Here is a 26,738-nt window from a genome sequence, read left to right as displayed (position 1 = left end):
GGATGCACGCAAGCCCGGAGTGGATGGTTTTATGGCAACACTGAAAGCGCTGGTGGTGGACGACGCCAGTTTTGTAAGGGATCTGGTAAAGCGCACCGTACGCCAGCGATTCCCGGTGATCGAGACTACCGACGCCCAGAATGGTCGCCGGGCCCAGTCGCTGATGTCCCGGAGCAATTTTGATCTGGTTCTGTGTGACTGGGAAATGCCCGAGATGTCCGGGCTGGAACTGCTGCAGTGGATGCGCCAGCAGCCTCAGTACGAGAAAGTGCCATTCATCATGATTACCAGCCGGGGCGATAAGGACCATGTGATTGAGGCGGTCAAGGAAGGGGTGTCCGAGTACCTGGGCAAGCCGTTCAGTCCCGAAGGGTTGAGCAAGAAGATTATCAAGGTTATGGGGCGGCGCCTGAAAGACGCCATGGAGAAAGGCGGCAAATCCATGGAGGGGCCGGCGGATGCCTTCAAGGAATCCGCGGCGCTGCTAACCCAGAAACGGGATGCTCCGGAGCCTCGAAAAGACCCGGCCGCTGCTGCCGCGGAACAGGACAACCCGCTGTTGGCGGGGGGGCGGCGAGAAGCCTCGTCCAGACCGGCTGCTCGCGGGCCCATGAGCCTGGCCTCGGTCAGGTTTTCCGACAGCACGCTGAAATCTGTGGTGAAAGATGTCAACTTGACGGAAGTTCGGGTGATTGCCAAGCGGGACCAGGAGTTTCCCGGCATTCTGGATCAGGCGGTGGTGGATATTGATATTGGCGACGGGCAGATGGCTCGGCTGAATGGTTATGTGCACCAGTTGCAGGCAGTCGATAAACGCCAGGATACCGACTTTGTCAGCGTCACCATCCGGTTTGTCGATGAGGACCCGAAAAAACTGGAAGATCTGTCACGGTTTGTGGCGCGGTTCCGCGCCGGCAGGTAGTCGCTCGCGCATCCTGGTGCCTGGCGAATCAGCTGTCGTTGGTTTCCGGAACCCGCTCCACCAGTCGTTCCCTGGGGAAATGACAAATAAATTCGCTGCCTTCGCCAACCTTACTGCGAATCTCGAGATTGCCGTCGTGATTGATCAGTACATGCTTGACGATGGCCAGCCCCAGGCCAGTACCGCCAGTATCTTTGTGTCGGCTCGGGTCTGCCCGGTAAAAGCGCTCGGTCAGTCGGGGAATATGAACCGGGTCAATGCCGATACCTGTGTCCTTTACCCGCAGGTGCGCGCCGTCCCGGTTGGTACTCCAGGAGACTTCGATGCTGCCGTTGGCCGGGGTGTATTTCACGGCATTGAAAATCAGGTTTGAAAAGGCACTTCTGAGCTGACTCTCATCGCCCCGTAACAGCCGGTGGTCGGTGACCTCTACCAGAATTTTGTGATTTCTGTCGCCACTGAGCGCCCTGGCATCGTGGCAGATTTGATTGATTAGATGTTCGACATCGGTCAGGGCATCGTCGCCGGTGTGTTCTCCGGTCTCAATCTTTGACAGCAGGATCAAGTCGGTTATCAGGGCTTCCATGCGTGAGGACTGCGCCGCCATGGTGTTGATGGCCCGTCGCCACTTCGGGGGCAGTTCGTCACCGTGATCAACCAGGGTTTCCAGATAACCGCTGATGACGGTCAGGGGGGTGCGCATTTCATGGGAAACGTTGCCGACAAAATCCCTGCGCATCTGTTCCAGTTGATAAAGCCGGGTGACGTCCTTGGCGACGATCAGCCGGTCGTCATCGCCGAACAGGCTGATCTGTATTTGCAGGTGGATGTGGGGCCGGGCAGGCGAGTGAATTTCCAGCGGCTCCCGGTAATCCCGGGCGTCGAAGTAGGCTTTGAAGGCCGGTGTGCGAATCAGGTTGTGGATGTATTGCCCCTGGTCGGTGCTGCGCCTGAAACCGAGCAGGTATTCCGCTGAGCCGTTCCACCACTCCATGGCGCCCCGGGCGTCGGTCATGATGACCCCGTCGCGCATGGCGTTGGTGGATTCCTGCACCCGGTTGATCCGGGCACGCAGCCGGTCCTGGGTTAGCAGGTGGCCCTGGTGAAGTTTGTGCAGGTTGTCAAAGATGTCACCCCACAGGCCGATACTTTTGGGTGGCTCGCCGGTGGCGCTGGGGTTGGCCAGCCATTGGTAGAGGTGGCGTGCCTGGCCCAGCGTCCACCAGAGGTAGGCCATCAGTCCCGCAAGCAGGCCATACAATGGGTAGCCGAAATACCAGCCCACCAGGGTGGTGCCAGCAAGGCCGGCGATGATCAGCCGCAGATATCTTGACCAGTTGTGTTGCATCAAAGTCTGCCTTGTTGTGTGTCCGGCGCTGATGCGTGACGGCCGGTGTGGATCAGGCGGCCCGTGTTGAGAAACGGTAACCGGTGCCCCGTACCGTCTGAATCAGATGATCGTACTTGTCGCCGAGCGCCTTGCGCAAGCGCCGTATGTGCACGTCAACGGTGCGTTCCTCAACATACACATTGCCGCCCCAGACCTGGTCCAGTAATTGGGAGCGGGTGTACACCCTTTCCTGGTGAGTCATGAAAAACTGCAGCAGCCGGTATTCGGTTGGTCCCATGGTCAGTGCGCCCTCGGGGGAAGTGACCCGATGGCCGACCGGGTCCAGGGTCAGGCCCTCCACTTCAATAGGGCTGTCGACGCCGGCTGGCGTTGCGCGGCGGAGTACGGCCTTCAGACGTGCCACCAGTTCCCTTGGGCTGAAAGGCTTGGTGATGTAATCGTCGGCACCCACTTCAAGGCCCTGGATCTTGTTGTCTTCCTCAACCTTGGCGGTCAGCATGATGATCGGAATGTCCGCCGTGGCCTCTTCTTTTTTCAGTCTTCGAGCCAGTTCAACGCCACTGGTGCCAGGCAGCATCCAGTCCAGCAGAATCAGGTCGGGCTGTTTATCAACGATCAGGGCATGCGCTTCGCGGGCATCCGCTGCCTCTAGATAGTCATAATCAGCCATTTCGAGCGCGACCGCGATCATCTCGCGGATAGGTGCTTCGTCATCGACGATCAGGACAGTTTTTCCAGTCATGAGCATTAACCTGTGTCAGACCCCGGGAGCAAAATGGCTCCCCAGTAATGTTGCTGGGTCATTACAACGCGTCTTTGTTACAAGTATATGACATGGCTGGATGGTCAGAGCATCAAATCCAGGGCCAGACCGGCGAACACCGCAAAGCCGGCCCAGTTGTTGTTGAGAAAGGCCCTGAAGCAGCCGTCCCGGGAGCGTTCCCGTGCCAGGTACTGGTGGTAGACAAACAGGCTGGCCATAGCCGTAACGCCCAGGTAGTAGAAGGTGCCGAGTTCGGCCTGGTTGCCCACCATGATCAGGATGACAATCACCATCGCCTGCAAGGCACCGATAATGACCCGGTCGGCCTCTCCAAAAAGGATGGCGGTCGATTTGATCCCTACCTTGACGTCATCATCCCGGTCAACCATGGCGTAGAGGGTGTCGTAGGCGACAGTCCAGAGCACATTGGCGGTGAACAGCAGCCAGGTGAGCTGGCTCAGTTCATTGGCCTCGGCGGCCCAGGCCATGGGGATGGCCCAGGAGAAAGCGGCGCCCAGGAACAGCTGGGGCAGGTGGGTATAGCGTTTCATGAATGGGTAGATGAACGCCAGCAGGGCGCCACCGAATGACAGGTACAGGGTCAGCGAGTTGGTAAACAGCACGACCATCAGGAACGACACCAGGCACAGGCCGGCAAACAGGGCGACGGCTTCCCAGGCCCGGATGCGACCGGTAGTCAGGGGGCGGTCTTTGGTGCGTTTGACATGACGGTCCCAGTCTCGGTCAGCGAAGTCGTTGATGGCACAGCCTGCCGCCCGCATGAAGAACACGCCCAGGGTGAAGATCACAATGTTGGCCAGGGACGGCATTCCGCCCGCGGCAAGCCAGAGTGCCCACCAGGTAGGCCAGAGTAACAGCAGGCTGCCAATAGGTCGGTCGATGCGCAGCAGCTTCGCGTAGTCGGCCAGACGGCTCTGGACGTGTTCTGGCAGGGCGTTCTGCAGCATGGCAAGGGTCTTCCATCGGTCGGGTGCGTGGGCAGTGGCTGATTATAGCCAGCCTGGCGGCGCCGGTTAAACCCGCGTTTACCGCTGGTAGAGTGTTGGCAGCAGGTACTCGCCCACCATCAGGGCCTCGTTGCCCCGGTGAAACAGGGAGCGCCGGGCCAATTGTGGTTGCTGGTCATCGGTGTTCTGGCACAGCCCGGTTTCCAGTGGGCCGCGCAGCCATTCAGGACGGCTGAAAAGATAGGCACCAAGAGGCTTGTTGCCGAGGTTGCGAAGGCGTCGGCCCTTGCCTTCGAGGCAGGCAAGGGGAATGACGGTGCGGGCAAGAACCCAGGGTTGGCTATCGCCGCACAGGCGAACTTCCCTGATCCAGGCCCGCTGCCGGGGCGCGAGGCCGAGGCGCCGGGCTTCCTCAAGTGTTGGCACGGCGAAGCCCTCGTTGCAGACTTCCACGTGAAAGCGGTAACGGCACTGTTGTTGGAGCGCCCGGGTAAACGAGCCCTCCACCTGGAGCCAGTGCCGGGCCGGGCCGTGCACCGCCGGATTGTGAAGCCCGGCGGCAGCAAGAGAACGGTACCAGCGCGTGGGGGGGATGATCGGCCCGTTGCGGTGGTCAGAGTCCTTTGACGGCATAGATTCCGGGCGCGTTGCGCCAGTATCCCTTGTAGTCCATGCCATAACCGAACAGGAATCGGTCTTCCACATACAGGCCGGTGAAGTCTGCTTTCAGGCCAGGGCGGGCCTTGCGATCATGCTCTTTGTCGACCAGAACTGCGGTCAGGACTTCTTGGGCACCATGAGCCAGGCAGTAATCCGCAATGGCACAGAGGGTCGTACCCTCGTCGAGGATGTCGTCGACAATCAATACCGTGCGGCCTTTCATGTCGGCCTCAGGCTGGAGCTTCCATTCCAGGATGCCGCCGGTGGTTTCCTGGCGGTAGCGGGTGGCGTGCAGGTACTCCGCCTGAACCGGGAACAGAAGCCTGGGCAGCAGTTGTCCGGTCAGTATGAGACCGCCGTTCATCACACAGAACAGCAGTGGGTTGCTGTCTTTAAGGCGCTCGGTAATGGCAGTGGCCATCGTGTCGATGGCGGCGCTCACCTGCTGCTCATTCACCAGGCAGTCGGCTTCGGCCATGACCTGGTTCATGTCGGCGACGGTATCGGTCATAACGGTCGGATCCTGTCGTAAAACCGGCGATTATACCGAAGTGGGCCTATTGAAGGGAGGGGGGTGGCACCAGGTAGCTATCTGTAGTTACAGCTATTGGCACAAATATACCGGGATGAGCGTCCGTGCTGGCATTGGTCATCGGCAATGGGACGAGTATTATGGCCCTTTGCGGTTGTCTGGCCTGTCCGGACAAATCTTTAAAGTGATGCTTGATTGTTGCATTGTCAGACAATAATATTCCGCCAACATTGATGGGAGAGATAGCATGAAGAAGTGGCAGTGTGTGGTTTGTGGCCTGATCTACGATGAGGCCGAAGGTTGGCCGGAAGATGGAATCGAGCCGGGTACAAAATGGGAAGACGTGCCCGAGGATTGGGTTTGCCCGGATTGCGGCGTTGGCAAAGAAGACTTCGAGATGATCGAAATCGGCTGATAAACGGAGCAGATGAATGACCAACCAGGCACCGATTGTGATTGTAGGCACCGGGTTGTCGGGCTACTCGCTGGTACGCGAATTCCGCAAGCTGGACAAAGACACCCCGATCGTTATGGTCACCGCCGATGATGGCGTCAGCTATTCCAAGCCGATGCTGTCTACCGGGTTTACCAAAGATAAAGACGCCCAGGGGCTGGCCCAGGCCGATACCGAAGCCATGGCTGAGCAGCTCGGGGTGGAAGTACGCACCTACACCACGGTGACCGGCATAGACACCGGCAAGCACGAGTTGATCCTGGGTGATGAACGGCTAGGTTACAGCAACCTGGTGCTGGCCTGGGGGGCTGACGTGATCCGCCTTGGTCTGGCTGGTAATGGCCTGGACCGTGTGTACTCCATTAACGACCTGCTGGACTACCGGGCATTCCGCAAAGCGCTGGAAGGCGGTAAGCGGGTGGCGATCATGGGGGCCGGGCTGATTGGTTGTGAGTTTGCCAACGATCTTCGCAATGGTGGTTATGAGGTCGACGTGATTGCACCGGACGCCACGGTGATGCCCAGCCTGTTGCCGGAGCCCGCCGCTGAGGCTGTTCGCCATGAGCTGACGGAGCTTGGGGTTCGTTTCCACCTGGGAACCGTTGTCGAGCAGGTTGATGAGGACGGAGACGGTGTCCGGCTGACACTGGGTAACGGTGAAACACTGCAGGCTGACCTGGTGATTTCAGCGGTTGGTTTGCGGCCGCGAACCGAGCTGGCGAAAGCCGCAGGGCTGGACACCGGGCGGGGCATACAGGTGAACCGTGCGCTGGAAACCTCGGCAGAGGATGTCTATGCCCTGGGCGACTGCGCCGAAGTGGACGGCCAGGTGCTGCTGTATGTACTGCCGTTGATGGCCTGCGCCCGTGCTCTGGCGAAAACCCTTACGGGCGAACGCACCGAGGTCCGCTATGGCACCATGCCGATCATGGTCAAGACGCCCTGCTGCCCGACAGCCGTATGCCCGCCACCGGTCGGCGCAGAAGGGAACTGGCAGATTGAACAGGAAGCCTCTGACGTGAAAGCGTTGTTCAAGTCGCCTGCCGGTGAAACACTCGGTTTTGCGGTGACCGGCCGCTTTGCCGTTGAAAAGCAGGCGCTGGCGCGGGAAGTGCCGCCTCTCCACCAGGATTGACCAGCCTGTCATCGGGGCCATCCGGCCCCGATATTCTTCCTTGCCTTGTTGTTGTCGTTGCGAAATTTTGCTTTCTGGGGTAGAAAACCCGTTCGTGAGCTAACAAAACACAGGAGCAGGCATGCTAGAGGTAACCCGTAAGCTGGTGGAGCTGTTGGACTTGTCCCCCATCGGTGATGATCATTTTCAGGGTGAGAGCGAAGACCTGGGATTCCCCCATGTGTTTGGTGGTCAGGTGCTGGGGCAGGCCCTGATGGCGGCCAGTCGCACCGTCGAGGACCGGCTGTGCCATTCGTTGCACGCCTATTTTCTGCGCCCGGGTAACCACAGCATGCCGATTGATTATGAGGTGCAGCGGGTGCGTGATGGCGGCACCTTCTCGGTGCGTCGTGTGATTGCCCGCCAGGATGGCAAGGAAATTCTGACCGGCTCCATGTCGTTCCAGGTGACCGAGCCGGGGCTGGATCACCAGTTAGAGATGCCTGAGGCGCCAGAGCCTGAGTCACTGCGTTCCGAGCAGGACTGGGGCAAGATGATCGCAGAAAAGTTACCGGAAAAACTGCGGGATGTGATGACCAAGGATCGTCCGATTGAAATCCGCCCGGTCAATCCGATGAATCCGTTCAAGCCAGAGAAGCGCCCGCCTCATCGGCAGAACTGGTTCCGGGCGGCAGGGCCCCTTCCGGACGATCCGGTGTTGCACCGGTGCCTGTTGACCTACGCCTCCGATTTCACCTTTCTCGGTACGTCGCTGAACCCGCATGGCCGAACGTTTATGAGCAAGGGGATGCAGGTGGCCAGCCTGGACCACGCTATCTGGTTTCACCGGGATTTCCGCATGGACGACTGGCTGCTGTATGACAAGGACAGCCCCAGCGCGTCCGGTGCGCGGGGGTTTAACCGGGGCAACTTCTTTACCCGGGACGGCGTGCTGGTGGCGTCAACGACTCAGGAAGCGCTGATTCGTGAGCGCCTGGGCTGACCAGACATCCAGTCAATCATCCCGTCAAAGGGCAGCGGCCTGGTCAGAATGTACCCCTGAATCAGGTCGCAGCCCATGTCTTCCAGCAGGTGCAGCGTTTCGTCATCCTCAACCCCCTCCGCAACCACCGTGTAGCCCAGGCTGTGGCACATATCGATGGTAGTCCGCACGATCACCCGGTCTTCCTCCCGGTGCGACAGTTCGGTAATCAGCGACCGGTCGATTTTGATCTCACTGGCCGGCAGCTGTTTGATGTACGACAGTGAAGAGTAACCGGAGCCGAAGTCGTCGATGGACAGGGGGATGCCTGCCGCGTTCAGGGCATTGAGTGCCTTCAGAGAGTTCACCGGGTCTTGCATCATCGAGGTTTCCGTTACCTCAAAGGTGATGGCACCCATATGGGAGTGAAAGCTCTGCATCAGGCGCTGAACAAATACCGCGAAATCCGGCTCCCGGAGGTTGTTGGGCGAGATATTAACCGCTATGCCTGCGTCGAAGCCCAGCTCCAGCAACCGGCTGCGCATGTGCAGGGCTTCCTGCAGTACCCAGCGGGTCAGGGGTTTGATCAGTCCGCTTTGCTCCGCCAGGGCAATGAGCTGGTCAGGTGGGACCGGTTGTTCGCGGTCTGGCCAGCGGATCAGGGCTTCATATCCGACGATCTGGCCGGACTTGAGCGACAGCTTGGGTTGTAGATACAGCGCCAGCGTGTTGTTGTCGATGGCGTGTCGGAGTTCAGATACCAGGGTCAGTCGTTCCGCGCTGTAGGAATCCCGGGACGGCTTGTAGTAGGCAATCCCCCGGTCCCGGGCACGGTCAGAGCCTTCGGCAATCACCGCGCGCCGAATAAGCGTATTGGCGTCTGTGCCGTGTTCGGGATAGATCGCCACCCCGAGCTGCGGCGCTAATGGCACCTGCATACCCAGGAAATCAACCGGGTAACGGACTTCTTCAATGCTTCGCAGCACCGCCCGGGTGGCAGCTTCGGCTTCGCTGGCATCAACCAGGAAGGCAAAGGTTTGCGGGTCCAGGCTGGCTAGGTAAAAGTTGCGGACGTCGCTCTGTTCAATGGCAATGGCGCCCGGTACATCCCGAATCACCGCATTGTAATGCTTGGACGCGAGCTCCAGGATGCGATCGCTGTTGCGATGGCCCAGGGTCTTGGTCACCGAGTTCAGGTTGTTGAGGTGAATAATCACAACGCCATAGCGTTTGCGGTCGTTCGAGTGGGTGAGCTCACTCAGTTTCATTTCAAAGCTGCTGCGATTGGGCAGGCCTGTCAGTGGATGGTGCAGGGCCTGATCCATCAGCCGTAGCTCGGCTGACCGCCGGGCTTCCAGTGCCCTTAACTCGGCTTCCCGGGCCAGAACCTTGTCCTGGCGTTCCCGGTAAATACGTACCGCCAGTGCCAGGCTTAGCAGAATGGCCTCCAGAGCGGAGCCTATTTGCATGCCGTAGGCGGTGATGAAGTTGGTAGGGATCAGGCCATACTTGTTGGCTGCGGTAATAGCACTGCCCAGGGTTAGAGCGCCCCAGGCCAGGGTGTAGTAGACCGCCTGGGGATTGCCGCGAACCCATTGGAGCGGCCCCACCACCGTCAGCAGCAGGCAGCTGGGAATGGCGAGTGCAACCGTCAGGCGGCTGCCGGTGCTGTAATCGGTGAAGAAGGTGATGACCGCCGTCAGAACATTGAGGGTAATGGTTAACAGAATCAGCCGGTCAAGCCCTGGGCTGGACCGTTTCAGCCTCAGGAACGAGCGTGAGAACAGGAGGGTGAAGACCATAGCAAACGGCACGGTCAGCAGCATGGCCCGGTTCTGTATAGCTGGGAGGTTTGGCCACAATAACTGATAGGTGATGCCGTTCAGGCTGCCCACAAGAATCAGGTAACCGAGGGTGGATAACACATAAAGTAGGTAGACCGGTTCCCTCAGTGCCAGAAACACAAACAGGTTGAAGCAGATAACGGTAATCAGAATGCCGTAGTAACCGGCGTGCAGCTGGCTTTCGACAGACGCTTTCTCGAAATAACTGCGACTGTTCCAGAGCTTCAGGGGAACCTGCATGGCGCCCTGGGTCTCTACACGTAGCAGGATCTGGTAGGCGCTCTCGGGTTGCAGCTGGAACGGAAACAGGAAGTGAGGGTGCTGAACCGGCCGCTCCCGGAAGGGTTTCTGATCGCCCGTACTGTCATGGCGGACGATATCGCCGTCTTGGATCAGGTAAAAATCAATGTGATCAAGCTGTGGGTAGCTGATTTCCAGCAGGGTGATGAATTCCGGGTTGCTGACTGGAAAGCGAAGCCAGATGTGGTCTCGGATGTAGCCGAAATTGGGTGTTTTCTCCGGCAGTACCTGCCAATCGTCCGAGGCCATTGCGTGTACGGGTGTGAGCTGAGCGTCCGGCGCCAGGCGGAGATACTCCATCTCCGGAATATACGAAACGCTTGCCGGCTGCGCCTGAAGCGGCAGAGTTATCACCAGAAACAGCAGGGCCAGAAGCTTAGCCGGGTTCATCAGAGTCACAGGTTACCGTTATTGTCGTTATGCTGACGAGTATGGCCTGTCGCCGGAGGCGGCTCAAGCGTCGCGGCAGGGAGATTTGGTAACTTGTGTAAAGATTGGTCAAATACCGTTAACCCAGTTTTTGACCCAGGGGACCGCCTCGGTTTCGGGCTCCATGGTTTCCAGGGCATCAACCCTCAATGTTTCACCCACTTTGCGGGCACCGGTCTCGTAAAGAGCTTCTTCCATAAGGTCGCCGGCGCCGCAAAAGGTATCTCCATAGGAGCTATCGCCCAGCACGATGACCCCGAACGGCCGGCCTGGTTGCTGGGGGAGTTGGTCCCGAAGGTCAACATAGAGCGTTAGAAGGTTGGCCGGAACTTCGCCTTGGCCCGTGGTGGAGGTGCAGACTAACAGGGCATCATCATTGGAGATTATGTCATCCAGGGTCGGATTTTCCAGGACCGCCACCTGGTGACCGTCGGCTTCCAGTTCCTCGCGAATCTTGCGGGCTGTCAGCAGGGCGCCACCATAAACACTGCCAACCAGAACTCGAATTGCTGCCATGTCACCACCTATGCTTTGTCAGGACTTTGGCCCTTTGGCCAACCGGGGCTGATCATAGCGATGGTGTCCTGTGGGCTCAAGCCCGGGTTTCGGTTGCTTCCGGGGTGTCCTGGCTTCGTACCCGGGGTGCAATGCGGTTTCGGCCCGCGTCTTTGGCGTTATACAACTGGATGTCAGCCTGTTTGAGCAACTCGTTCACCGAGCCCGCCTTGGAAATGGAACAGACTCCGGCGCTGATGGTGACCGGCAGGGTTTTTCCCTGATGGTGGAATTCCGTTCGGGCCACCTCGGCTCGCAGCCGTTCCGCCAGGGACAGGGCCTGCAACAGGCTGGTGTCTGGCAGCAACAGTAAAAATTCCTCACCACCCCAGCGAGCGGCGAGGTCGGATTGCCGCACGATGGTGTGGGTAAGGTCGGCAAACTGCCGGAGCACCGCGTCACCTGCGTCGTGGCCGTAGTCGTCGTTGATGCGCTTGAACAGGTCCAGGTCAATGAGCACCACCGAGAAGTGATGGCCAGCGCGTTTAAAGCGGGAGAACTCGGTATTCAGCCGGTTTTGCATTTCCCGGCGGTTGGCCAGCCCGGTCAGTTCGTCAGTTCGGGCCGCACGTTCATGGGTTTTTGCCAGGGCCAGAAGCCTGTTCCTGGCCCGCAGGCGCCCTGCTTCCAGAACAAAGCAGAAAATGGATTCAAAGGTCAGGGTGGCGAAAAAACGAATCTTGAAGTCGGTGGAATATTCCGCAGTCACCAGTGGCAGCCCGGGGAACTGGAAAACAATGATCGCCAGCAGATAACAGAACAGCAGAATGGCGGTGCCGCCTTTCAGGCTGGTCAGGTAGAACAGCAAGGGCGGGAATACATAGAACCACAGCGGGCCGGTGTTGCCCTCGCCGCCGGATGCCAGCAGGTAGGCAAACAACAGACCGACGGTGGTCAGCAGGCCGGCCTTCTGAACAACCCGATCCCGCGTCCAGGCGTACCAGATCATGTTGAACGCAACAGGAACAATAAACAGCCAGAGCACCCAGGCATGAACCGGGTGCTCCGCATACCAGGCCTTGGTGCCAATGCCCGCCAGAAACACGACGGCCATCACGGACAGGCCATTGAGCAATCGGGAGATTTGCCGCTCTTCCTGTTCCCGGGAGCTGGCGTGGTCGGCTAGGGTGTCGTGGGTCATGGGCGTTTTTATCGTTTTTTGACGCTCTTTCCGGAAGTATGCGCCAAATTATGTAGCATTTGCAGTCCCTCTTTACGGGAATGTGACGCCTGCCTTGCGTGTCAGTTTTGTTTCAATTTTATGGCAAAAATTTTATAGTTTGCCCCCCGTGGCATGACTGCCCGATGTTCATTCAGCTCACAAGAGATGACATTGATTATGGCCCGCTCCAGCAACTTTCTGGATACCCTCCTCACCAGCCCCGCCACGGAACGGTATCGGGTCGGCCTGAGCGTTCTGTTCCTGCTTATCGTCTGGCTTGTGGTTGGCTCCTTTAGCCAGGGCCTGCCCAATAATATGCTGTTGATGGCGGCGGCTGTTATTGGCGGTTATATGGCCATCAACATCGGCGCCAATGACGTCGCCAACAACGTCGGCCCGGCGGTCGGTTCGGGTGCCCTGTCGCTCGGCGGCGCTGTCTTGCTCGCGGCGGTGTTTGAGGCCGGTGGCGCGATCATTGCCGGTGGCGATGTGGTCTCAACCATCAAGGGTGGCATTATTGATCCCACCAGTCTCGATGATCCGCGAGCCTTTGTCTGGCTGATGACGGCAGCCCTGCTCGCAGGCGCCCTGTGGTTGAACCTGGCCACCTGGATGGGCGCGCCCGTGTCAACCACCCATTCGATTGTTGGGGGCGTTCTGGGGGCCGGTATTGCCGCTGGCGGCTGGGCCATCGCCGACTGGTCGGTGATGGGCAAGATCGCTGCCAGTTGGGTGATTTCCCCGGTACTGGGTGGCGCCCTGGCGGCCTTGTTCCTGTTTGTGATCAAAAAGACCGTGCTGTACCAGAAGAACCTGGTGTCAGCGGCCCGCACCTTCGTGCCCTGGCTGGTGGCCATCATGGCCTGGGCTTTTGGCACTTATCTGATGATTAAGGGTATGAGCAAGCTGGTAAAGCTTGATTTCACCCAATCCGCCTTGATTGGTCTGGCATTGGCGGCAGTGGTGTTTTTCGCCATGAGAACCCTGGTTGGCCGTAAGGCGGCGACGATGGAGAACAGCACCGATGGTGTGAATATGCTGTTCACCTGGCCGCTGATTTTCGCGGCAGCACTCCTGAGCTTTGCCCATGGCGCCAACGACGTGGCCAACGCTATTGGTCCGCTGGCGGCCATTAATGATGCCATCCAGGCCGGTGGCGGTGTGGTCACCTCGGCCAGCATCCCGCTTTGGGTGATGATGGTCGGTGCTCTGGGTCTTGCGGTGGGCCTGATGCTGTTTGGCCCGCGCCTGATCAAGACGGTTGGCAGCGAAATCACCGAGCTGGATAAAACCCGTGCGTTCTGTATTGCATTGTCTGCAGCACTCACCGTTATCCTTGCTTCCCAGTTGGGGCTGCCGGTCAGCTCCACCCATATTGCCATTGGTGGCGTATTCGGGGTTGGTTTCCTGAGGGAATACCTGAAATCCAACTATGCCACCCAGTTGCACAAGATCATGGAACATCATGATCCCGCTGAGCAGGAGCGACTGAAGCCGTTCCTGGATGATTTCCGGAATGCGTCTGTCGAGGAAATGGAGAATCTGCTGAAGCAGGCCAAGAAAAAGAAGGATCAGGTGCCGCTGTCCAAGTCTGAACGCAAGCGCCTGAAGAAGATCTACAAGGAAGAAATGGTCAAGCGCTCGCACCTGTTCCGGATTGCTGCGGCGTGGATCATCACTGTGCCGGCGTCTGCCCTGATGGCGGCGTTCCTGTTCTTCGCCCTGCGTGGTTTGATGATCTGATGGTTTATGCGGGGCTGGTTACCGCCCCGCGGATTGGCCATACTATGGGCATCAGGCCCTGAGCGGGCCGGTTTGCTTTAACGCTATCCATAATCGGGGAGTCAGGAATGAGTTCATCTTCCGAGAGCCGTCAGGCCAAGATGATTGAAGAGTTGCGGGTGTTCATCAAGAAGGTGATGAGCGAGCCGACGATTGCGGTCAAATCCATGGATATTGCCCGCAAATACAAGGGACAGCCGAATTCCGATGAGTTGATCGCTCGCGAGATCAGTGCCAACACCACCATCCGGATTCCGGAAAACTGGAGTGAGGCAGACAAGATGTTTCTGGAGATCCTGCACGAGGTGCTGGATGACGAAGAGGCGCTTTACTGATCAATCCCCGATATTGAATGACGAACTCTGAGCAAGGGGATGGGGAGCTTCTCCCAAAACCTTGCGGAGCCATGGATGGCGGAGCAGAGCGTACAGGGACGTATTCACAGCGTGTTTTGGGCGAAGCTCCCCATCCCCTTGCGGGGCGCCGACTGGCTCCGCAAGGTTTTGGAAAGGGCTCCCACAAGCCCCGCCCCATAACTTTGAGAGGGTTTCGCTAAGCTCAGGCCTGTTTGGCTTCTTTCTGGTTTTGATTTAAAACCGCTTCCGCCATCTGGTGCAGGATGGCAATCTCATCGGCAATGCCATCCTCCTTCGACAGTTCCCGCTGTTCCTTGAGAATGTCTTCCAGAATGTCTGGTGTTGTTAACGGGTTGGCCAGGACCACCCGGAAGACGATGCACGGGAAGTGATAATAGCGGGCCGGCTCCAGTCGGGTTCGGGAGACGAATGCCTTGCCTCGCTCCCGCTGGGTTTTTTGGATGAATTTGGTGATGCGGTTCAGGCAGGTGTTCATTTTCTCTGCCTGCAGTTCGTCGGCCATGGCCAGTGCCTGGCGTACGTCTTCCGGGCAATAGCGGTAGGTCAGGATGTTCAGTTCCGGGCGGGTGACCAACTCGAAATCCGGTTGTTCATCGATCATGTTGGCAAAGGTTTTGGCTTTGTCGATGCCCTGGTCGATGAGGATTTCGTAGCCTTCTCTGGCGAGAATTTTCAGGCCGGAGTGGATCAGCATGGCCATGCCCGGGCGGGAGCCTTCCAGGGTGGTGCTGCCGAGGTCTCTTGAGCCTTTCCGGATGATGTACTGGGCGTGGTGTTCTACCGCGCTGGCGAGGCTGGGGTCTTTGAACACCACCAGGCCGGCGCCCATGGGTACGTAGAGCTGTTTGTGGGCGTCGAAGGTGACCGAGTCTGCTTTTTCGATGCCGCGCAGCAGGTGTTTGTGGGTGCGGGAGAACAGGGTTGGCCCGCCCCAGGCGGCGTCGACGTGAAAGTGGGCGCCAAATTCCCTAGCGATGTCGGCCATGGCGTCCAGTGGGTCGACGTTGCCGGTTTCGGTGGTGCCGGCCACGCCGCAGATAGCCATGACCTTGATTTTCTGCTTTTGCAGTTCCAGGCATTTGTCCCGCAGGGCATCGGGCTGGATACGGTTGAATTCGTCGGTTTCCACCGGCACCAGGGCATCCCGGCCCAGGCCGAGTACGTCGGCGGCTTTGCGCAGGGAATAGTGGCCGCGCTTGGAGACAACGATGGCGGCGCCTTCGCAGCCGTAATACCTCAGTGCCCGGAACAGGCCTTCTTCGTGCAGGCCGCGGAAGCTGCCTTCGGCGGGGAAGGCGCGGTTGCGGGCGACCCACAGGGCGGTGAGGTTGGCGACGGTGCCGCCGGAGCACATGGCGCCCAGGGCGTGCCGGGGGTCGTGCATCCATTTGCGGTAAAAGGAGCCGTCTTGCTGGTACACCAGCCGGTGGACCATGCCCAGTACCTGGCGCTCCAGGGGGGTGAAGGCTTTGGAGGTTTCGGTTTTAACCAGGTTCTGGTTCAGGGCAATCATGATTTTTGACAGCGGCAGCATGAAGTAAGGCAGTGCCGAGGTCATGTGGCCGATGAATGCCGGTGAGGCTGTGTGCACCGAGTTGGCGACCAGTTTGTCGAGCAGGAACTGGGCCTGTTCGGAGACGAATACCGGCTTTTCCGGAATCACGGAGTCGGCGAAGTTCTTTTCGACATCGCTCAGGTCGCGTTCAACGGCGACGATGTGTTCCTGTAGGAAGCCGGCCAGGTTCCGGGAGATGTTCTGGTCGATGCGGCTCAGGGTGGATTCCGGCGCCTCGGGCACCGTGAATACGCGATACATGGCCTCAACGGAGGCCTGGGCGGATTTTTTCTTTCCGGTCATAGAGCCACACACTTCTTTCAGTGGTTATCCGCAAGGTCGGTTCCGGAAACCCGGCGGACGAAGCCGGGCGTTGCCCGACACTCGTAGTATAGCCTGCGTGCTTGCAGGTCATGTATTCCCTGAGGGGCGGTAGTATAAGGCCTGAACAGGAATGACGCTATGCCCTGTGGGCGCTGGTGTTATGGCGCCGGGGCTATCAGAGTATTTCCCGGTGAACATCCAGAATGGCAGCGTCGATACGGTCCTGGATGTCCTTTTCGATCTGGTCGAGGCGCTGGGTGATTTGCTGGGCGCTGGCGCCGAGGGCGGCGATGGTCCAGGTGGCGCAGTCCAGTGCTTCGTGGTCGGCGGTTTCGGCGACGGCGAGGTCGGGTTCTCTGCCCCAGATGGCTTTCATGGCGGTGAAGGCTTTGCGTTTGGCTTTTAGGTCTTCGCAGGCGTAGAGCTGGAAGTGCAGGGTGAGGACGCCTACGTGGGGGGTGATATCCTGGTGCTGTTGTGGGTTTTTGCCTTCTTTGAGCAGTTTTCTCAGGGCTTCTGACATGTTTGGTCTGGCTCGTTTGGTGCAGGAACCGGTGAGGGTGGGCTGTTCAAAACACGCTGTGGATACGTCCTTGTACGCTCTGCTCCGCCATCCATGGCTCCGCAAGGTTTTGAACAGCCCACCCTCACCGCTTCCCGGACTTTCTTCGGGGAGTCTTTGCTCGTCCGCCTCTGTGGGGTGAAATGACGAGCTGACGAATTCTTCCCCTAGCCTACTACAGGCGTCGCCCGTTTGATAATCGCCGCCGGGTTGGTGCCGGAGGGCAGGTTGCCGTAGTTCATGCCGCCGCTGGATTGCAGTCTTGAGGCGCAGAAGGCGTCTGCGACGCCTTTATCGCCGAAGCGCAGCAGCAGGGAGCCTTGCATGGTCAGGGCCATGCGGTCGACGAGGTTGCGGGCACGGTACTGGAAGTCGCTGATGTCGGCGAAGTCGTGCTGGAGCTGTGCCAGGAACTGGTCGAAGCGGCGGTCGGTGCCACGGGCTTCGGCGGCTTCTTTGAAGAAGGCGTCTAGGGTTTCGGGCTCTTTCTGCAGGGCGCGGAGGGTGTCCAGGCACTGGACGTTGCCGCTGCCTTCCCAGATGGCGTTGACCGGGGATTCCCGGAACAGTCGGGGCATGATGCAGTCCTCCATCACGCCGCTGCCGCCGATGCATTCCATGGCTTCGTAGGCGTGGTTGGGGGTGCGTTTGCAGATCCAGTATTTGCCTACGGGGGTGGCCAGGCGGGCCAGCAGGCGTTCGTGTTCGTTGTTCTGGTTGTCCATGGCCCGGGCTACGCGCATGGTGTAGGCGAGGGCGGCTTCGTTTTCGATGATCAGGTCGGCCAGGACGTTCTGCATCAGCGGCTGGTCGCTGAGGGTTGCGCCAAAGGCGCTGCGGTGGTGGCAATGGTGGCTGGCCTGGGCGACGGCCTGGCGCATGCCGGCGGCGCTGCCGATCATGCAGTCGAAGCGGGTCATGGCGACCATTTCGATGATGGTTCTGACGCCGCGGCCTTCTTCACCGACCATCCACGCCAGGGCGCCGCGGATTTCCACTTCGCTGGAGGCGTTGGCGACGTTGCCCATTTTGTTCTTGAGTTGCTGTACCTGCCAGGGGTTCTTGGTGCCGTCCGGGCGCCACCGGGGCATCAGGAAGCAGGACAGGCCGCTGGTGGTCTGGGCCAGCACCAAGAAGGCGTCGCACATGGGGGCGGAGACGAACCATTTGTGACCAACCAGTTCATAGGGCTGGCCCGGGCCTTCCTGGCCTGTCGGGTAGGCCACGGTGGTGTTGGCGCGTACGTCACTGCCGCCCTGTTTCTCGGTCATGGCCATGCCGATGGTGACGGAGGTTTTGTCGGTGTCTGGTACGTTGCGGCTGTCGTATTCGTTGGCCAGGATTTTCGGAGCCCAGAGTTTGGCCAGGTCTGGCTGGTTCTGGATCGACGGGATGGCCGCGAAGGTCATGGTGATCGGGCAACAGTGCGCCGCTTCTACCTGGGAGTGCAGGTAGTATTTGGCGGCGCGGGCGACGTGGGCGCCTTTGCCGGGGTTAGTCCAGGGCGAGCTGTGCAGGCCATTCTCCAGGGCCACGCGCATGAGTTCGTGGTAGGCCGGGTGGAAGGTCACCTCATCTACCCGGTGGCCGTAGCGGTCGTGGGTGCGGAAGGAGGGCTTGTTGGCGTTGGCCTGGTTACCAAGGTCAATGGTATCCGCCTGGCCGGCCCAGGCGCCGAACTGACTCAGGTCGTCGTTGGCGAAGCCGGCGCCCTCGCGCAGTACCGCCTCCCGCAGCGCGGTGTCCTGTTCGTAGAGGTTGTAGTTCTCCAGCGGCCGTGGCTGGTTGATCACCTCGTGGGTGGCCGACAGGTAGCGGTTGTCGGCGGTGGACTCGGTCTTGCGCTGCGGGCTGTTCATGGTTAGCTCCTGGTGCCGGTCAACCCCCGTATGCAGAAGCAGACGATGGCGTTGACCAGCTCATCTTCGTTGTTGTCTTGCCCCGGCGGTATGTCTGTCTGGGTTGGTGACAGAGGCCCCACCAGGGATTCTGATATCGCGCCCACCAGGCAGGTACTGGCGAGCCGTGCGTTCTGGTCCGGTATGCAGCCTTCGGCTATGCCATCCCGGATCGCTTGTTCAAACAGGCTGGCGTAAGCCTTTCGGTAAACCAGTCGCTCTTCTTCTACCTTCGGATCCACCGGTTCGGCGATCAGGGCCCAGGCCTTCATGGGGCCTTTGAGGGCCCTCTGGGCAAATTTCCTCAAGGCGTTGTCTAGGCGTTCAACGGCGTTTCCGGATACGTTGAGCGCTTCGGCCACCTTGTCGACTTCCCGCTGGGTGGCCAACCGGAAGATTTCGGCAAAAAGGTCCTCGCGGGACTCGAAATGCCGATAGATGGTGCCGGTGGCAACGCCGGCCAGGCCAGCAATCCGGGTGATACGGGCGCTTCGGAAGCCACCTTCAGCGACACATTCCCAGGTGCGCTCGATGATGTTCTGGCGTGCCCGGGCTTTCCGTTCGCGCATCTTTTCGGTTTCACGATAGGCCATGCCGGCTCCTTACAAGTAGTGAATCACGGTTCATTCTTTGTGTCAATTTGCGGTTGTTTGTTTTGTCATGCAAGACATCTTTAAAATCATGGGCTTGAAATTGGATACAAAAAGTTACAAAAAAGTGGTTGTCAGGAAATAGCGTCGTCACCAAAACCGGATTATAAAGACGCCAAGACGGGGCCGCAGGCGGCCGGCGGTCGAGACGGGGTGCTGTCAGGCGCAGAGCCAACAGTGCTTGTAGTTCTGTTTTCGTTGATGGAGAAAATACCATGAGTGAATTCGACGAAAGCAATCTGGAGCAGTCCGGTAACTGGACCAGCGACAGTGATGATAACCATTCCATTGCCGGCAGGGCACGGGTCAGGGCCCAGTTGCAGGCTGATATCGAAGCATTCCTGCAAAGTGGCGGTCGGATACAGGAAGTGGACACCACGTTCCGTGCGGACTCCCCACGCAAGGTGGAAGTAGGGTTTAACAACCGATCCATCTGATTCCCTTCATTGGCGGGCGGCGACTGCCATCCTGAGGCAGGGCCGTCCGTTTTTTGTCACTGGATTGTCATCGGTCAACGGCACACTGGGCTCAAACCTGCAATGCGTGGCCTCTGGGGTGTATGATGTCATCACTTTCCAAGGCCATCCATATTCAGGAGGTTATCCGTGTCCAAACAGCGCCCGCCGATTTCAAGCCGAGCCTATCCGACGACCCGTTTGCGCCGTAATCGCGCCAGTGATTTTTCCCGCCGACTGGTTCGGGAAAGCCAGCTGTCGCCTGATAACCTGATCTACCCGGTGTTTGTGCTTGAAGGCGAGAACCAGCGTGAGGCTGTGCCGTCCATGCCGGGGGTGGAGCGCCTGAGTGTCGATCTTCTGGTGGAGCAGGCTGCGGAACTGGTGGAGCTGGGCATTCCGGCGGTGGCGCTGTTTCCGGTCGTCCCTGCTGAGAGGAAGAATCTGTCTGGCTCGGGTGCCTGGGATTCGGACGGCCTGGCTCAGCGGGCGGTTCGTGCCCTGAAGAAAGCTCAGCCGGAACTCGGCGTGATCACCGACGTTGCCCTGGACCCGTTCACCACCCATGGTCAGGATGGCATTATTGATCACAACGGTTATGTGTTGAACGATGTCACCGTTGAAGCTCTGGTGAACCAGGCGTTGTCCCATGCCGATGCCGGGGCTGACGTGGTTGCCCCTTCAGATATGATGGACGGTCGCGTGGCGGCTATCCGCGATGCCCTGGAAGGCGCCGGTTATGTGAATACCCGGATTCTGGCCTACTCTGCCAAGTATGCCTCCAGCTATTACGGCCCGTTCCGGGATGCGGTCGGTTCTGCCGCCAACCTGGGCAAGGCCGACAAGGCGACGTATCAGATGGATCCGGCCAACAGTGACGAAGCCATTCATGAAGTGGCGATGGATCTGGCCGAGGGTGCCGATATGGTAATGATCAAACCGGGCATGCCCTACCTGGATATTGTGCACCGGGTGAAAACCGAACTGCAGGTGCCAACGTTTGTCTACCAGGTGAGTGGTGAGTACGCCATGCATATGGCCGCTGCGCAGAACGGTTGGCTGGATGGCGATGCGGTGATGATGGAGAGCCTGATGGCCATGCGCCGTGCCGGTGCTGACGGCATCCTGACCTATTTTGCAGTGCGCGCAGCGAGACTGATGAGGGATCGTTCGCGGGTATAGAGGGGCTTGAAGGCGCCCGAAATAACCATGGATATGAAGAGTAATGACAACCGAGAATGCGCAAACCGCAGAGATCAGTGATCAGAGTGTGCCAGCGCCGGTAGATGTACCGCCGGTGGGGGAAGACATCAATCTGGACGCCAGTGAAAACTATTTCAACCGCGAGCTGAGCCAGCTTCAGTTCAACTACCGGGTGTTGAAGCAGGCGCTGGATACCACTCATCCGCTGATCAACCGGTTGATCTTCTGCTGCATTTTCAGCAGCAACATGGACGAGTTCTTTGAAATTCGGGTGGCGGGCCTGCGCCAGCAAATGAAGTACGGTCGGGAGACCGTGGGCGTGGACGGCATGCAGCCAGACCAAGTGCTGGCGGAGATCAGCCGGGTGGCCCACGACTACATCCACGAGCAGTACGACATCATCAATAACGTGCTGATCCCCGAGCTGGAGAAAGAGAACATTCACTTTGTCCGGCGCCGTGAGTGGACGCCGGCCCAGGCAGAGTGGGTGCGGAACTACTTCGAGGAAGAGATATTGCCGGTGGTCAGCCCCATCGGGCTGGACCCGTCGCACCCGTTCCCACGCCTGGTAAACAAGAGCCTCAACTTCATCGTTGAACTCGATGGCAAAGACGCCTTCGGTCGGGAAACCGGCATGGCCATTGTGCCCGCACCCCGCTCCCTGCCTCGCCTGGTTCGGCTGCCGGATGACGTCTGTGACGGCGGCGACAACCTGGTGTTTCTGTCATCCATGATTCACGCCCATGCGGACGAGTTGTTCCCGGGCATGGAAGTGAAAGGCTGTTACCAGTTCCGGTTGACCCGTAACGCTGACCTTGAACTGGAAGACGACCTGGAAGACCTGGCCTCAGCCCTGCGCGGCGAATTGTTGAGTCGCCGGTTTGGTGACGGAGTGCGTTTGGAGGTGGCCGACAACTGCCCGGAGGAATTGGTGCAGTTTCTCTTGCGGGAGTTCGGTCTGACCGAGCGGGATCTTTATCAGGTGCATGGACCGGTCAACCTGACCCGTTTGATGGCCGTTGGCAGCCTGGTGGATCGCCCCGACCTGACCTATTCCAGTTTTTCACCCTCGATTCCGCGCCAGATCCGCAGCAAGGAATCCATGTTTGATGCCATCCGCAAGCGGCCCTTGCTGTTGTTGCATCCTTATGAAAACTTCAGTCCGGTGGTCGACCTGCTGCGACAGGCGGCGAAAGATCCCCATGTGCTGGCGATCCGCCAGACCCTGTACCGCACCGGAGCCGACTCTGAAATAGTCGAGGCATTGGCGGATGCGGCCCGGCGGGGTAAGGAAGTGACCGCCGTTATCGAGCTGCGGGCCCGGTTCAGCGAGGCAGAAAACCTGGAGCTGGCAAGCCGTCTGCAGGAGGCGGGGGTGATTGTGGTATACGGCGTGGTGGGCTACAAAACCCACGCCAAGATGATCCTGATTGTGCGCCGGGAAGAAGGCCGGCTGCGCCGTTATGTGCACCTGGGTACCGGCAACTACCATGCCGGTAACGCCCGGCTGTACACCGATTACAGCTTCCTGACCTGCGACGAATCCATCGGTGACGATGTCAACAAGCTGTTCCAGCAGCTGACCGGCATGGGCAAGGCGTTGAAGATCAAGAAGTTGTTTCACGCCCCCTTCACCCTGCACAATCGCCTGATCAGTCTGATAGAGCGGGAAGCCGGGCTTGGGGAGAACGGACGCATTATCTTCAAGTTCAACGCCCTGACCGAGCCGCAGGTGATCAAAGCCCTGTACCGGGCGTCCCAGGCCGGTGCCAGTATTGATCTGATCATTCGCGGTATCTGCTGCTTGCGTCCCCAGGTGCCGGGCCTGTCGGAGAATATCCGGGTGCGGTCCATCATCGGGCGCTTTCTTGAGCATACCCGGGTATATTACTTTGGCAACAACGGCAAACCCGACGTTTACTGTTCCAGCGCCGATGGTATGGAGCGGAACCTGCTGAGCCGGGTTGAGACCGCCTTCCCGATCGAAGAGCCGGCGCTAATCGAGCGGGTGACCGAGGATCTGGATACCTATCTTTCTGATAACTGCCAGTCCTGGGTATTGCAGTCTGATGGCAGTTATCTACAGAATCAGCCAGAAGAAGGAGAGGAACGCCTGGCTTCGCAGCTGGTGTTGCTGGACCGGTTAACCTCTAAACCGAATTGATACGCTGGCCCCCGGCCCGCAGGAAATAAAAACACAACAGGATTGGAGCCTTGAATCTTAAACGTTGGACCATCGCCGGCACGGCGATACTGGTAGTGGCTGGCGTAGCCCCCTGGGGCGTGGGCTATCTGACTGAGCAACATTGGCTGACTGCGACCGAGGAAGTCAACAATGCCCAGCCGTTCCTGCGCATGGAAACCGATCGTTACCGGCGCGGTTTGATGAGCTCCGAAGTCTCTGGTACCGCCACCTTTCTGGACCCCGCCACGGGCGAGAGTAACCGCATAGATTTTGAGGTTCAGGTTTCTCACGGCATTACTGGCAGCCACTTGAATTTCAGACCTACGGAAGGCTGGCAGCCGGAGGGGGCAGGCTGGTTCCCCAACGACGAACCAAAACTGACACTGGAAACCCGGGTTTGGGGTTCCGCCACGCTGGAATTGCAGGCCCCTGCTATCGAGATCAGCGAGCCACACGGTGGTGGTGTTTTGCGCAGCAGCGGTGGTCTGGCACGGATTGATATTGGTCGTTTGGGTGAAAAAGCCGACATGCTGATGGTCTGGCCGGCGGTGGTGCTGTCCGGGCCGGAGATGAACGTCACCATTGAAAACGTGCACATGGAGCAGAGCCTTGCCTGGTTATCCGGTGATATCTGGACCGGCGCCGGTGCGGTCACGGTTGATGCCTTGACCATGCAGGGTCCTCAGGTGCCGCCCATGGCGTTTAACGGTATCGCGCTGAGCAGTCATAGCGAGGCAGACCGAAAAGGCGAGCGACTGGATTCCTCGATTGCCCTGGCGCTGGACTCCGTTGTCTTTGATGACGGTACCTTCGGCCCGCACCGGATTGAGTTCGCTGTAGATGGTCTTGATGTTGCCAGCTGGAATGAGTTCAGTTCGGTGATGACCGACATGCAGCTGATGGCGGCGCAGGCCGGTCAATCCCCGCAGGCGGCGTTCGAGCAGCAGATGGCCCTGATGCAGCGGTTTAACGATTCGGTTCGCGGGCTTGCGGCCGCCGGATTTTCCGCAGGAATCCGGGAGTTGAGCCTGGATACCCCTGAAGGGCCCGTGCAGGGTAGCCTGGAGCTGTCCCATCCGGAGCTGTCAGAGAGCGAGCGGGCCAACATGCTGATGGTGATGCAGGGCTTAACCGGGGCGCTGGACTTCCGTATGCCGTTGGCCCTGGCTGAGAACTATCCGGCCGTGCGCATGCAGGTGGCACCCTTGATCAAACAGGGGTTGCTGGTGGATGCCGGCGACCAACTGGTCATGACTGGCCGCCTGCAGGATCTGGTTCTGGATATCAATGGCATCGAGATTCCGATGCCGCCACTGCTTTAATCCCTTCTTGAAAAAGCCCAGCCGATGGCTACCGCCGGCTGGGCTTTTTTATCGGTTTCTGCTCAGGACTTGCTGAACTTCTCTTTCAGGGCATTTGCCACTGCAGGGTCGACGAATTCGGAGATGTCGCCACCCAGCGAGGCGATTTCCCGGATCAGGGTCGACGAGATGTACGACAGGTGGTTGGCCGGTGTCAGGAACACGCTTTCCACTTCCGGGGCCAGGCGGCGGTTCATGTCGGCGAGCTGGAATTCATACTCGAAGTCTGAAACTGCTCGCAGGCCGCGCAGGATGACGGTGGCGTTCTGCTCCCGCACGAAATCGGCCAGTAGGTTGCTGAAGCCGGTGACGCTGACGTTGGGGAGGTGGGCGGTGGCTTTGCGGACCAGTTCGCAGCGTTCTTCGAGGTTGAGCAGGGGCTGTTTCTTCGGGTTGTAGGCGACGGCGACGACGATTTCGTCGAACATGCGGCCGGCGCGTTCGATGAGGTCGGTGTGGCCGTTGGTGATGGGGTCGAAGGTGCCTGGGTAGATGACTTTTGGCATGCACAGCTCCTTTTGTTGATGGGCCGTAGGATAGCAGGAACCGTTGGTGGGCTGTAGTCCAGAGCCCTGTTCAACGCTGTCTTAGTTGTGTGCCATGCATACGCAGCGCCTCCCCTCCCGGGAAACGCTACAAGCACATCCATGTGCGCTTGACTCAGGCCATCCCTGGCCTTCGACATTCCCGGGAGGGGAGGCGCTGCATATGCGAGCTGACAATCTGCATGCCGCTCCGGCAATCCAATTATGCCCCGCTCAACTTCTGCGCCAACCGGTTACTGTTCCTTGCCGCCAAGGCATACACCGACAACTGCGGATTCGCGCCGATGCTGGTGGGGAAGATGGACGCGTCGTGGATGCTCAGGTTGGCCACCTGGTGGTGTTCGCCGAAGCCGTTGACTACGGAGTTTTTCGGGTCGGCGCCCATGCCGCAGCCGCCCATCTGGTGCGCGGTGAACAGGCGGGCGCGGTGGGGTTTCATGGGGAGTTGGTTGATGGCGTCTTTGGCCTGGGTCCAGCTGGTGTACCAGCCGGAGTCCAGGTGTACGGCCTGGACGGCTTCGGCGCCGGCGGCGAACTGGATTTCGGCCATGTCCAGGTAGGCCTGGCGGATGCCCTGCCAGAGGTAGTCGGTGATGGGGTAGTCCAGTACCGGGCTGCCATCGTCCCGCAGGCTGACGGTGCCGCCGGGGCTGTCTTCGTGGAAGCCGTCGCGCAGCAGGGCGATGACGGATTGCATCCAGGGCAGTTGGCCGAGGTTGTCTTTCTGTTCCTGGCCGTGGCCGGGAACCACGCCGGCGGCCATGGCCGGATGCAATGGGGGTACTTCCAGTTTGTAGCCGACCGGGCCATCGACGCCGTGTTTGAAGTTGAATTCATCGGAGTAGATGGACTGCGGCGCGCCGTAGAAGGGATCAACCTTGGCGGGCATGCGGGCGACGGTGGCGTTGACCGGGTGGATGAACGAGCGCTTGCCGACGCGTTTGTGGGGGTCCGGCAGTTCCGAGCGCAGCAGCAACCCGGGAGAACCGATGGCGCTGGCGGCGACTACGAAGTGCCGGGCTTTTAGGGTGACGGTAACGCCGGATGGCGTGACACCGTTCGGGCCCATGGCGCTGGCCTGCAGGTGGTCGATGCGATCCTGGTTCATCACCAGCCGGTCGGCGCGCAGGCCGTGGAACAGTTGGGCGTTGTTGTCCAGGGCGCCGGGGATGGTGGTCATCAGCGCGCCCTGTTTGGCGTTGGTGGGGCACCCGACGCCGCAGTAGCCCAGATTCCAGCAGCCTTTGACGTTCCGGGGGATCACCTGCCAGGAGTAGCCTAGCTTTTCACAACCTTGCTTGAGAATGTCGTTGTTCAGGTTTGGTGGTGTCATCCAGGGCGCCATGGTGTGGCGCTCTTCCCGGCCCTGGAACCAGGGGGCCATGGTGTCCGGGGCGAGGTCGCTCAGGCCGAGGTTCTGGCTCCAGTAGTTCAGGGTTTCGTCGGGCGTGCGGAAACTGCTAGTCCAGTTCACTGTCGTCGAACCGCCCACGCAGCGGCCCTGAAGAATGGCAATGGCGCCGTCTGCGGTGACCCGGCTCATGCCTTCCTGATACAGGCTGGCGTAGGACGTCAGCTCATCCATCTTGAAGTCTTTCTGGTAATACAGCCGGCCTTCTTCCACCAGAATCACCGACAGCCCCTGCCGGGCCAGAATCTCCGCCGTTGTGCCGCCACCGGCACCGGTGCCAATCACCACCACATCCGCTTCCACGGTTTGATCGGTGGTCAGTTTGCTGGCGTCAGTCACATTCCAGCCAGAAGCCAGGCCCCGGGCGATAGGATCGTTCATGGACATACTGCTC

At 59.4% G+C, this 26,738-nt stretch carries 24 protein-coding genes; 10 read left to right on the top strand and 14 right to left on the bottom strand.

Features of this window, described 5'->3' with window-relative positions; all coding sequences use genetic code 11:
* Nucleotides 1-31: 31 nt before the first annotated feature.
* Entirely contained in the window at nt 32-922 is an 891-nt protein-coding gene (locus FIV08_RS17605) for a response regulator (protein WP_152439272.1), read from the top strand.
* Between the two features lie 28 nt (nt 923-950).
* Here FIV08_RS17605 and phoR read toward each other — a convergent pair whose 3' ends face one another.
* The 5 genes from phoR to FIV08_RS17580 form a co-directional block, all read right to left on the bottom strand.
* Nucleotides 951-2,270, bottom strand: a complete 1,320-nt coding sequence (phoR, locus tag FIV08_RS17600; RefSeq protein ID WP_061330846.1) for a phosphate regulon sensor histidine kinase PhoR — start codon at nt 2,268-2,270, stop codon at nt 951-953.
* 52 nt (nt 2,271-2,322) lie between these two features.
* Complete coding sequence (gene phoB, locus FIV08_RS17595; protein WP_058091532.1) at nt 2,323-3,015, bottom strand: phosphate regulon transcriptional regulator PhoB; 693 nt, start codon at nt 3,013-3,015, stop codon at nt 2,323-2,325.
* 104 nt (nt 3,016-3,119) lie between these two features.
* Nucleotides 3,120-4,004 carry a 4-hydroxybenzoate octaprenyltransferase gene (gene ubiA, locus FIV08_RS17590; RefSeq protein ID WP_152439271.1) on the bottom strand — a complete coding sequence of 295 codons (885 nt, stop codon included), beginning with the start codon at nt 4,002-4,004 and terminating at the stop codon, nt 3,120-3,122.
* A gap of 78 nt (nt 4,005-4,082) precedes the next feature.
* Nucleotides 4,083-4,637 (bottom strand): chorismate--pyruvate lyase family protein, encoded by a 555-nt coding sequence (locus tag FIV08_RS17585; RefSeq protein ID WP_061330844.1) that lies wholly within the window; start codon nt 4,635-4,637, stop codon nt 4,083-4,085.
* A complete protein-coding gene (locus FIV08_RS17580) occupies nt 4,618-5,175 on the bottom strand; it encodes a hypoxanthine-guanine phosphoribosyltransferase (RefSeq protein ID WP_061330843.1) in 558 nt (185 codons plus the stop codon). Before FIV08_RS17580 ends, FIV08_RS17585 begins: the two co-directional genes overlap by 20 nt.
* A gap of 268 nt (nt 5,176-5,443) precedes the next feature.
* Here FIV08_RS17580 and FIV08_RS17575 point away from each other — a divergent pair, with 268 nt between their 5' ends.
* From FIV08_RS17575 to tesB, 3 genes are all read left to right on the top strand, one after another.
* Nucleotides 5,444-5,611, top strand: a complete 168-nt coding sequence (locus tag FIV08_RS17575; protein ID WP_008173532.1) for a rubredoxin — start codon at nt 5,444-5,446, stop codon at nt 5,609-5,611.
* Nucleotides 5,612-5,627: 16 nt separating this feature from the next.
* Nucleotides 5,628-6,785: an NAD(P)/FAD-dependent oxidoreductase gene (locus FIV08_RS17570; protein ID WP_152439270.1), complete on the top strand. Its 1,158-nt coding sequence runs from the start codon at nt 5,628-5,630 to the stop codon at nt 6,783-6,785.
* Between the two features lie 121 nt (nt 6,786-6,906).
* Nucleotides 6,907-7,767: an acyl-CoA thioesterase II gene (gene tesB, locus FIV08_RS17565; protein WP_061330841.1), complete on the top strand. Its 861-nt coding sequence runs from the start codon at nt 6,907-6,909 to the stop codon at nt 7,765-7,767.
* Here tesB and FIV08_RS17560 read toward each other — a convergent pair.
* From FIV08_RS17560 to FIV08_RS17550, 3 genes are all read right to left on the bottom strand, one after another.
* On the bottom strand, nt 7,734-10,280 hold the full coding sequence (locus FIV08_RS17560) for an EAL domain-containing protein (RefSeq protein WP_152439269.1): 2,547 nt from the start codon (nt 10,278-10,280) through the stop codon (nt 7,734-7,736). The two genes, tesB and FIV08_RS17560, sit on opposite strands and share 34 nt — an antisense overlap.
* Before the next feature lie 108 nt (nt 10,281-10,388).
* A complete protein-coding gene (locus tag FIV08_RS17555; RefSeq protein ID WP_152439268.1) occupies nt 10,389-10,835 on the bottom strand; it encodes a flavodoxin in 447 nt (148 codons plus the stop codon).
* A 76-nt stretch (nt 10,836-10,911) separates the two neighbouring features.
* A complete protein-coding gene (locus FIV08_RS17550) occupies nt 10,912-12,015 on the bottom strand; it encodes a GGDEF domain-containing protein (protein WP_152439267.1) in 1,104 nt (367 codons plus the stop codon).
* Nucleotides 12,016-12,213: 198 nt separating this feature from the next.
* On the opposite strand from FIV08_RS17550, the gene FIV08_RS17545 reads away from it, so the two are divergent.
* Together FIV08_RS17545 and FIV08_RS17540 are read left to right on the top strand one after the other, a co-directional pair.
* The gene (locus tag FIV08_RS17545; protein WP_152439266.1) at nt 12,214-13,779 is read left to right on the top strand and encodes an inorganic phosphate transporter; all 1,566 of its coding nucleotides are present in this window, start codon (nt 12,214-12,216) and stop codon (nt 13,777-13,779) included.
* A gap of 107 nt (nt 13,780-13,886) precedes the next feature.
* Entirely contained in the window at nt 13,887-14,153 is a 267-nt protein-coding gene (locus FIV08_RS17540) for a hypothetical protein (protein ID WP_058091522.1), read from the top strand.
* Between the two features lie 223 nt (nt 14,154-14,376).
* Here the strand turns inward: FIV08_RS17540 and panP are convergent, their stop codons facing one another.
* The 4 genes from panP to FIV08_RS17520 form a co-directional block, all read right to left on the bottom strand.
* A complete protein-coding gene (gene panP, locus FIV08_RS17535) occupies nt 14,377-16,053 on the bottom strand; it encodes a pyridoxal-dependent aspartate 1-decarboxylase PanP (RefSeq protein WP_152439265.1) in 1,677 nt (558 codons plus the stop codon).
* A 196-nt stretch (nt 16,054-16,249) separates the two neighbouring features.
* Nucleotides 16,250-16,597, bottom strand: coding sequence for a DUF503 domain-containing protein (locus FIV08_RS17530; protein WP_152439264.1), 348 nt, complete (start codon nt 16,595-16,597; stop codon nt 16,250-16,252).
* A 206-nt stretch (nt 16,598-16,803) separates the two neighbouring features.
* Nucleotides 16,804-18,495 (bottom strand): isovaleryl-CoA dehydrogenase, encoded by a 1,692-nt coding sequence (locus FIV08_RS17525; protein WP_152439263.1) that lies wholly within the window; start codon nt 18,493-18,495, stop codon nt 16,804-16,806.
* A 2-nt stretch (nt 18,496-18,497) separates the two neighbouring features.
* Nucleotides 18,498-19,127, bottom strand: coding sequence for a TetR/AcrR family transcriptional regulator (locus FIV08_RS17520; protein WP_152439262.1), 630 nt, complete (start codon nt 19,125-19,127; stop codon nt 18,498-18,500).
* 272 nt (nt 19,128-19,399) lie between these two features.
* On the opposite strand from FIV08_RS17520, the gene FIV08_RS17515 reads away from it, so the two are divergent.
* The 4 genes from FIV08_RS17515 (at nt 19,400) to FIV08_RS17500 (ending at nt 24,349) form a co-directional block, all read left to right on the top strand.
* Nucleotides 19,400-19,621, top strand: coding sequence for a hypothetical protein (locus FIV08_RS17515; protein WP_061330833.1), 222 nt, complete (start codon nt 19,400-19,402; stop codon nt 19,619-19,621).
* A 168-nt stretch (nt 19,622-19,789) separates the two neighbouring features.
* Nucleotides 19,790-20,821: a porphobilinogen synthase gene (gene hemB, locus FIV08_RS17510; RefSeq protein WP_172972296.1), complete on the top strand. Its 1,032-nt coding sequence runs from the start codon at nt 19,790-19,792 to the stop codon at nt 20,819-20,821.
* Between the two features lie 43 nt (nt 20,822-20,864).
* Nucleotides 20,865-23,006, top strand: a complete 2,142-nt coding sequence (gene ppk1 / locus FIV08_RS17505; RefSeq protein ID WP_138435918.1) for a polyphosphate kinase 1 — start codon at nt 20,865-20,867, stop codon at nt 23,004-23,006.
* A gap of 50 nt (nt 23,007-23,056) precedes the next feature.
* Complete coding sequence (locus FIV08_RS17500; RefSeq protein ID WP_152439261.1) at nt 23,057-24,349, top strand: DUF945 family protein; 1,293 nt, start codon at nt 23,057-23,059, stop codon at nt 24,347-24,349.
* Between the two features lie 62 nt (nt 24,350-24,411).
* Here the strand turns inward: FIV08_RS17500 and coaD are convergent, their stop codons facing one another.
* A complete protein-coding gene (gene coaD, locus FIV08_RS17495; protein WP_152439260.1) occupies nt 24,412-24,894 on the bottom strand; it encodes a pantetheine-phosphate adenylyltransferase in 483 nt (160 codons plus the stop codon).
* A gap of 241 nt (nt 24,895-25,135) precedes the next feature.
* Entirely contained in the window at nt 25,136-26,731 is a 1,596-nt protein-coding gene (locus tag FIV08_RS17490; RefSeq protein ID WP_152439259.1) for a GMC family oxidoreductase, read from the bottom strand.
* Nucleotides 26,732-26,738: the final 7 nt, after the last annotated feature.

This window comes from Marinobacter sp. THAF197a (assembly GCF_009363275.1).
Classification (GTDB): Bacteria; Pseudomonadota; Gammaproteobacteria; order Pseudomonadales; family Oleiphilaceae; genus Marinobacter.
This window is presented reverse-complemented; position numbering and strand designations above follow the sequence as displayed.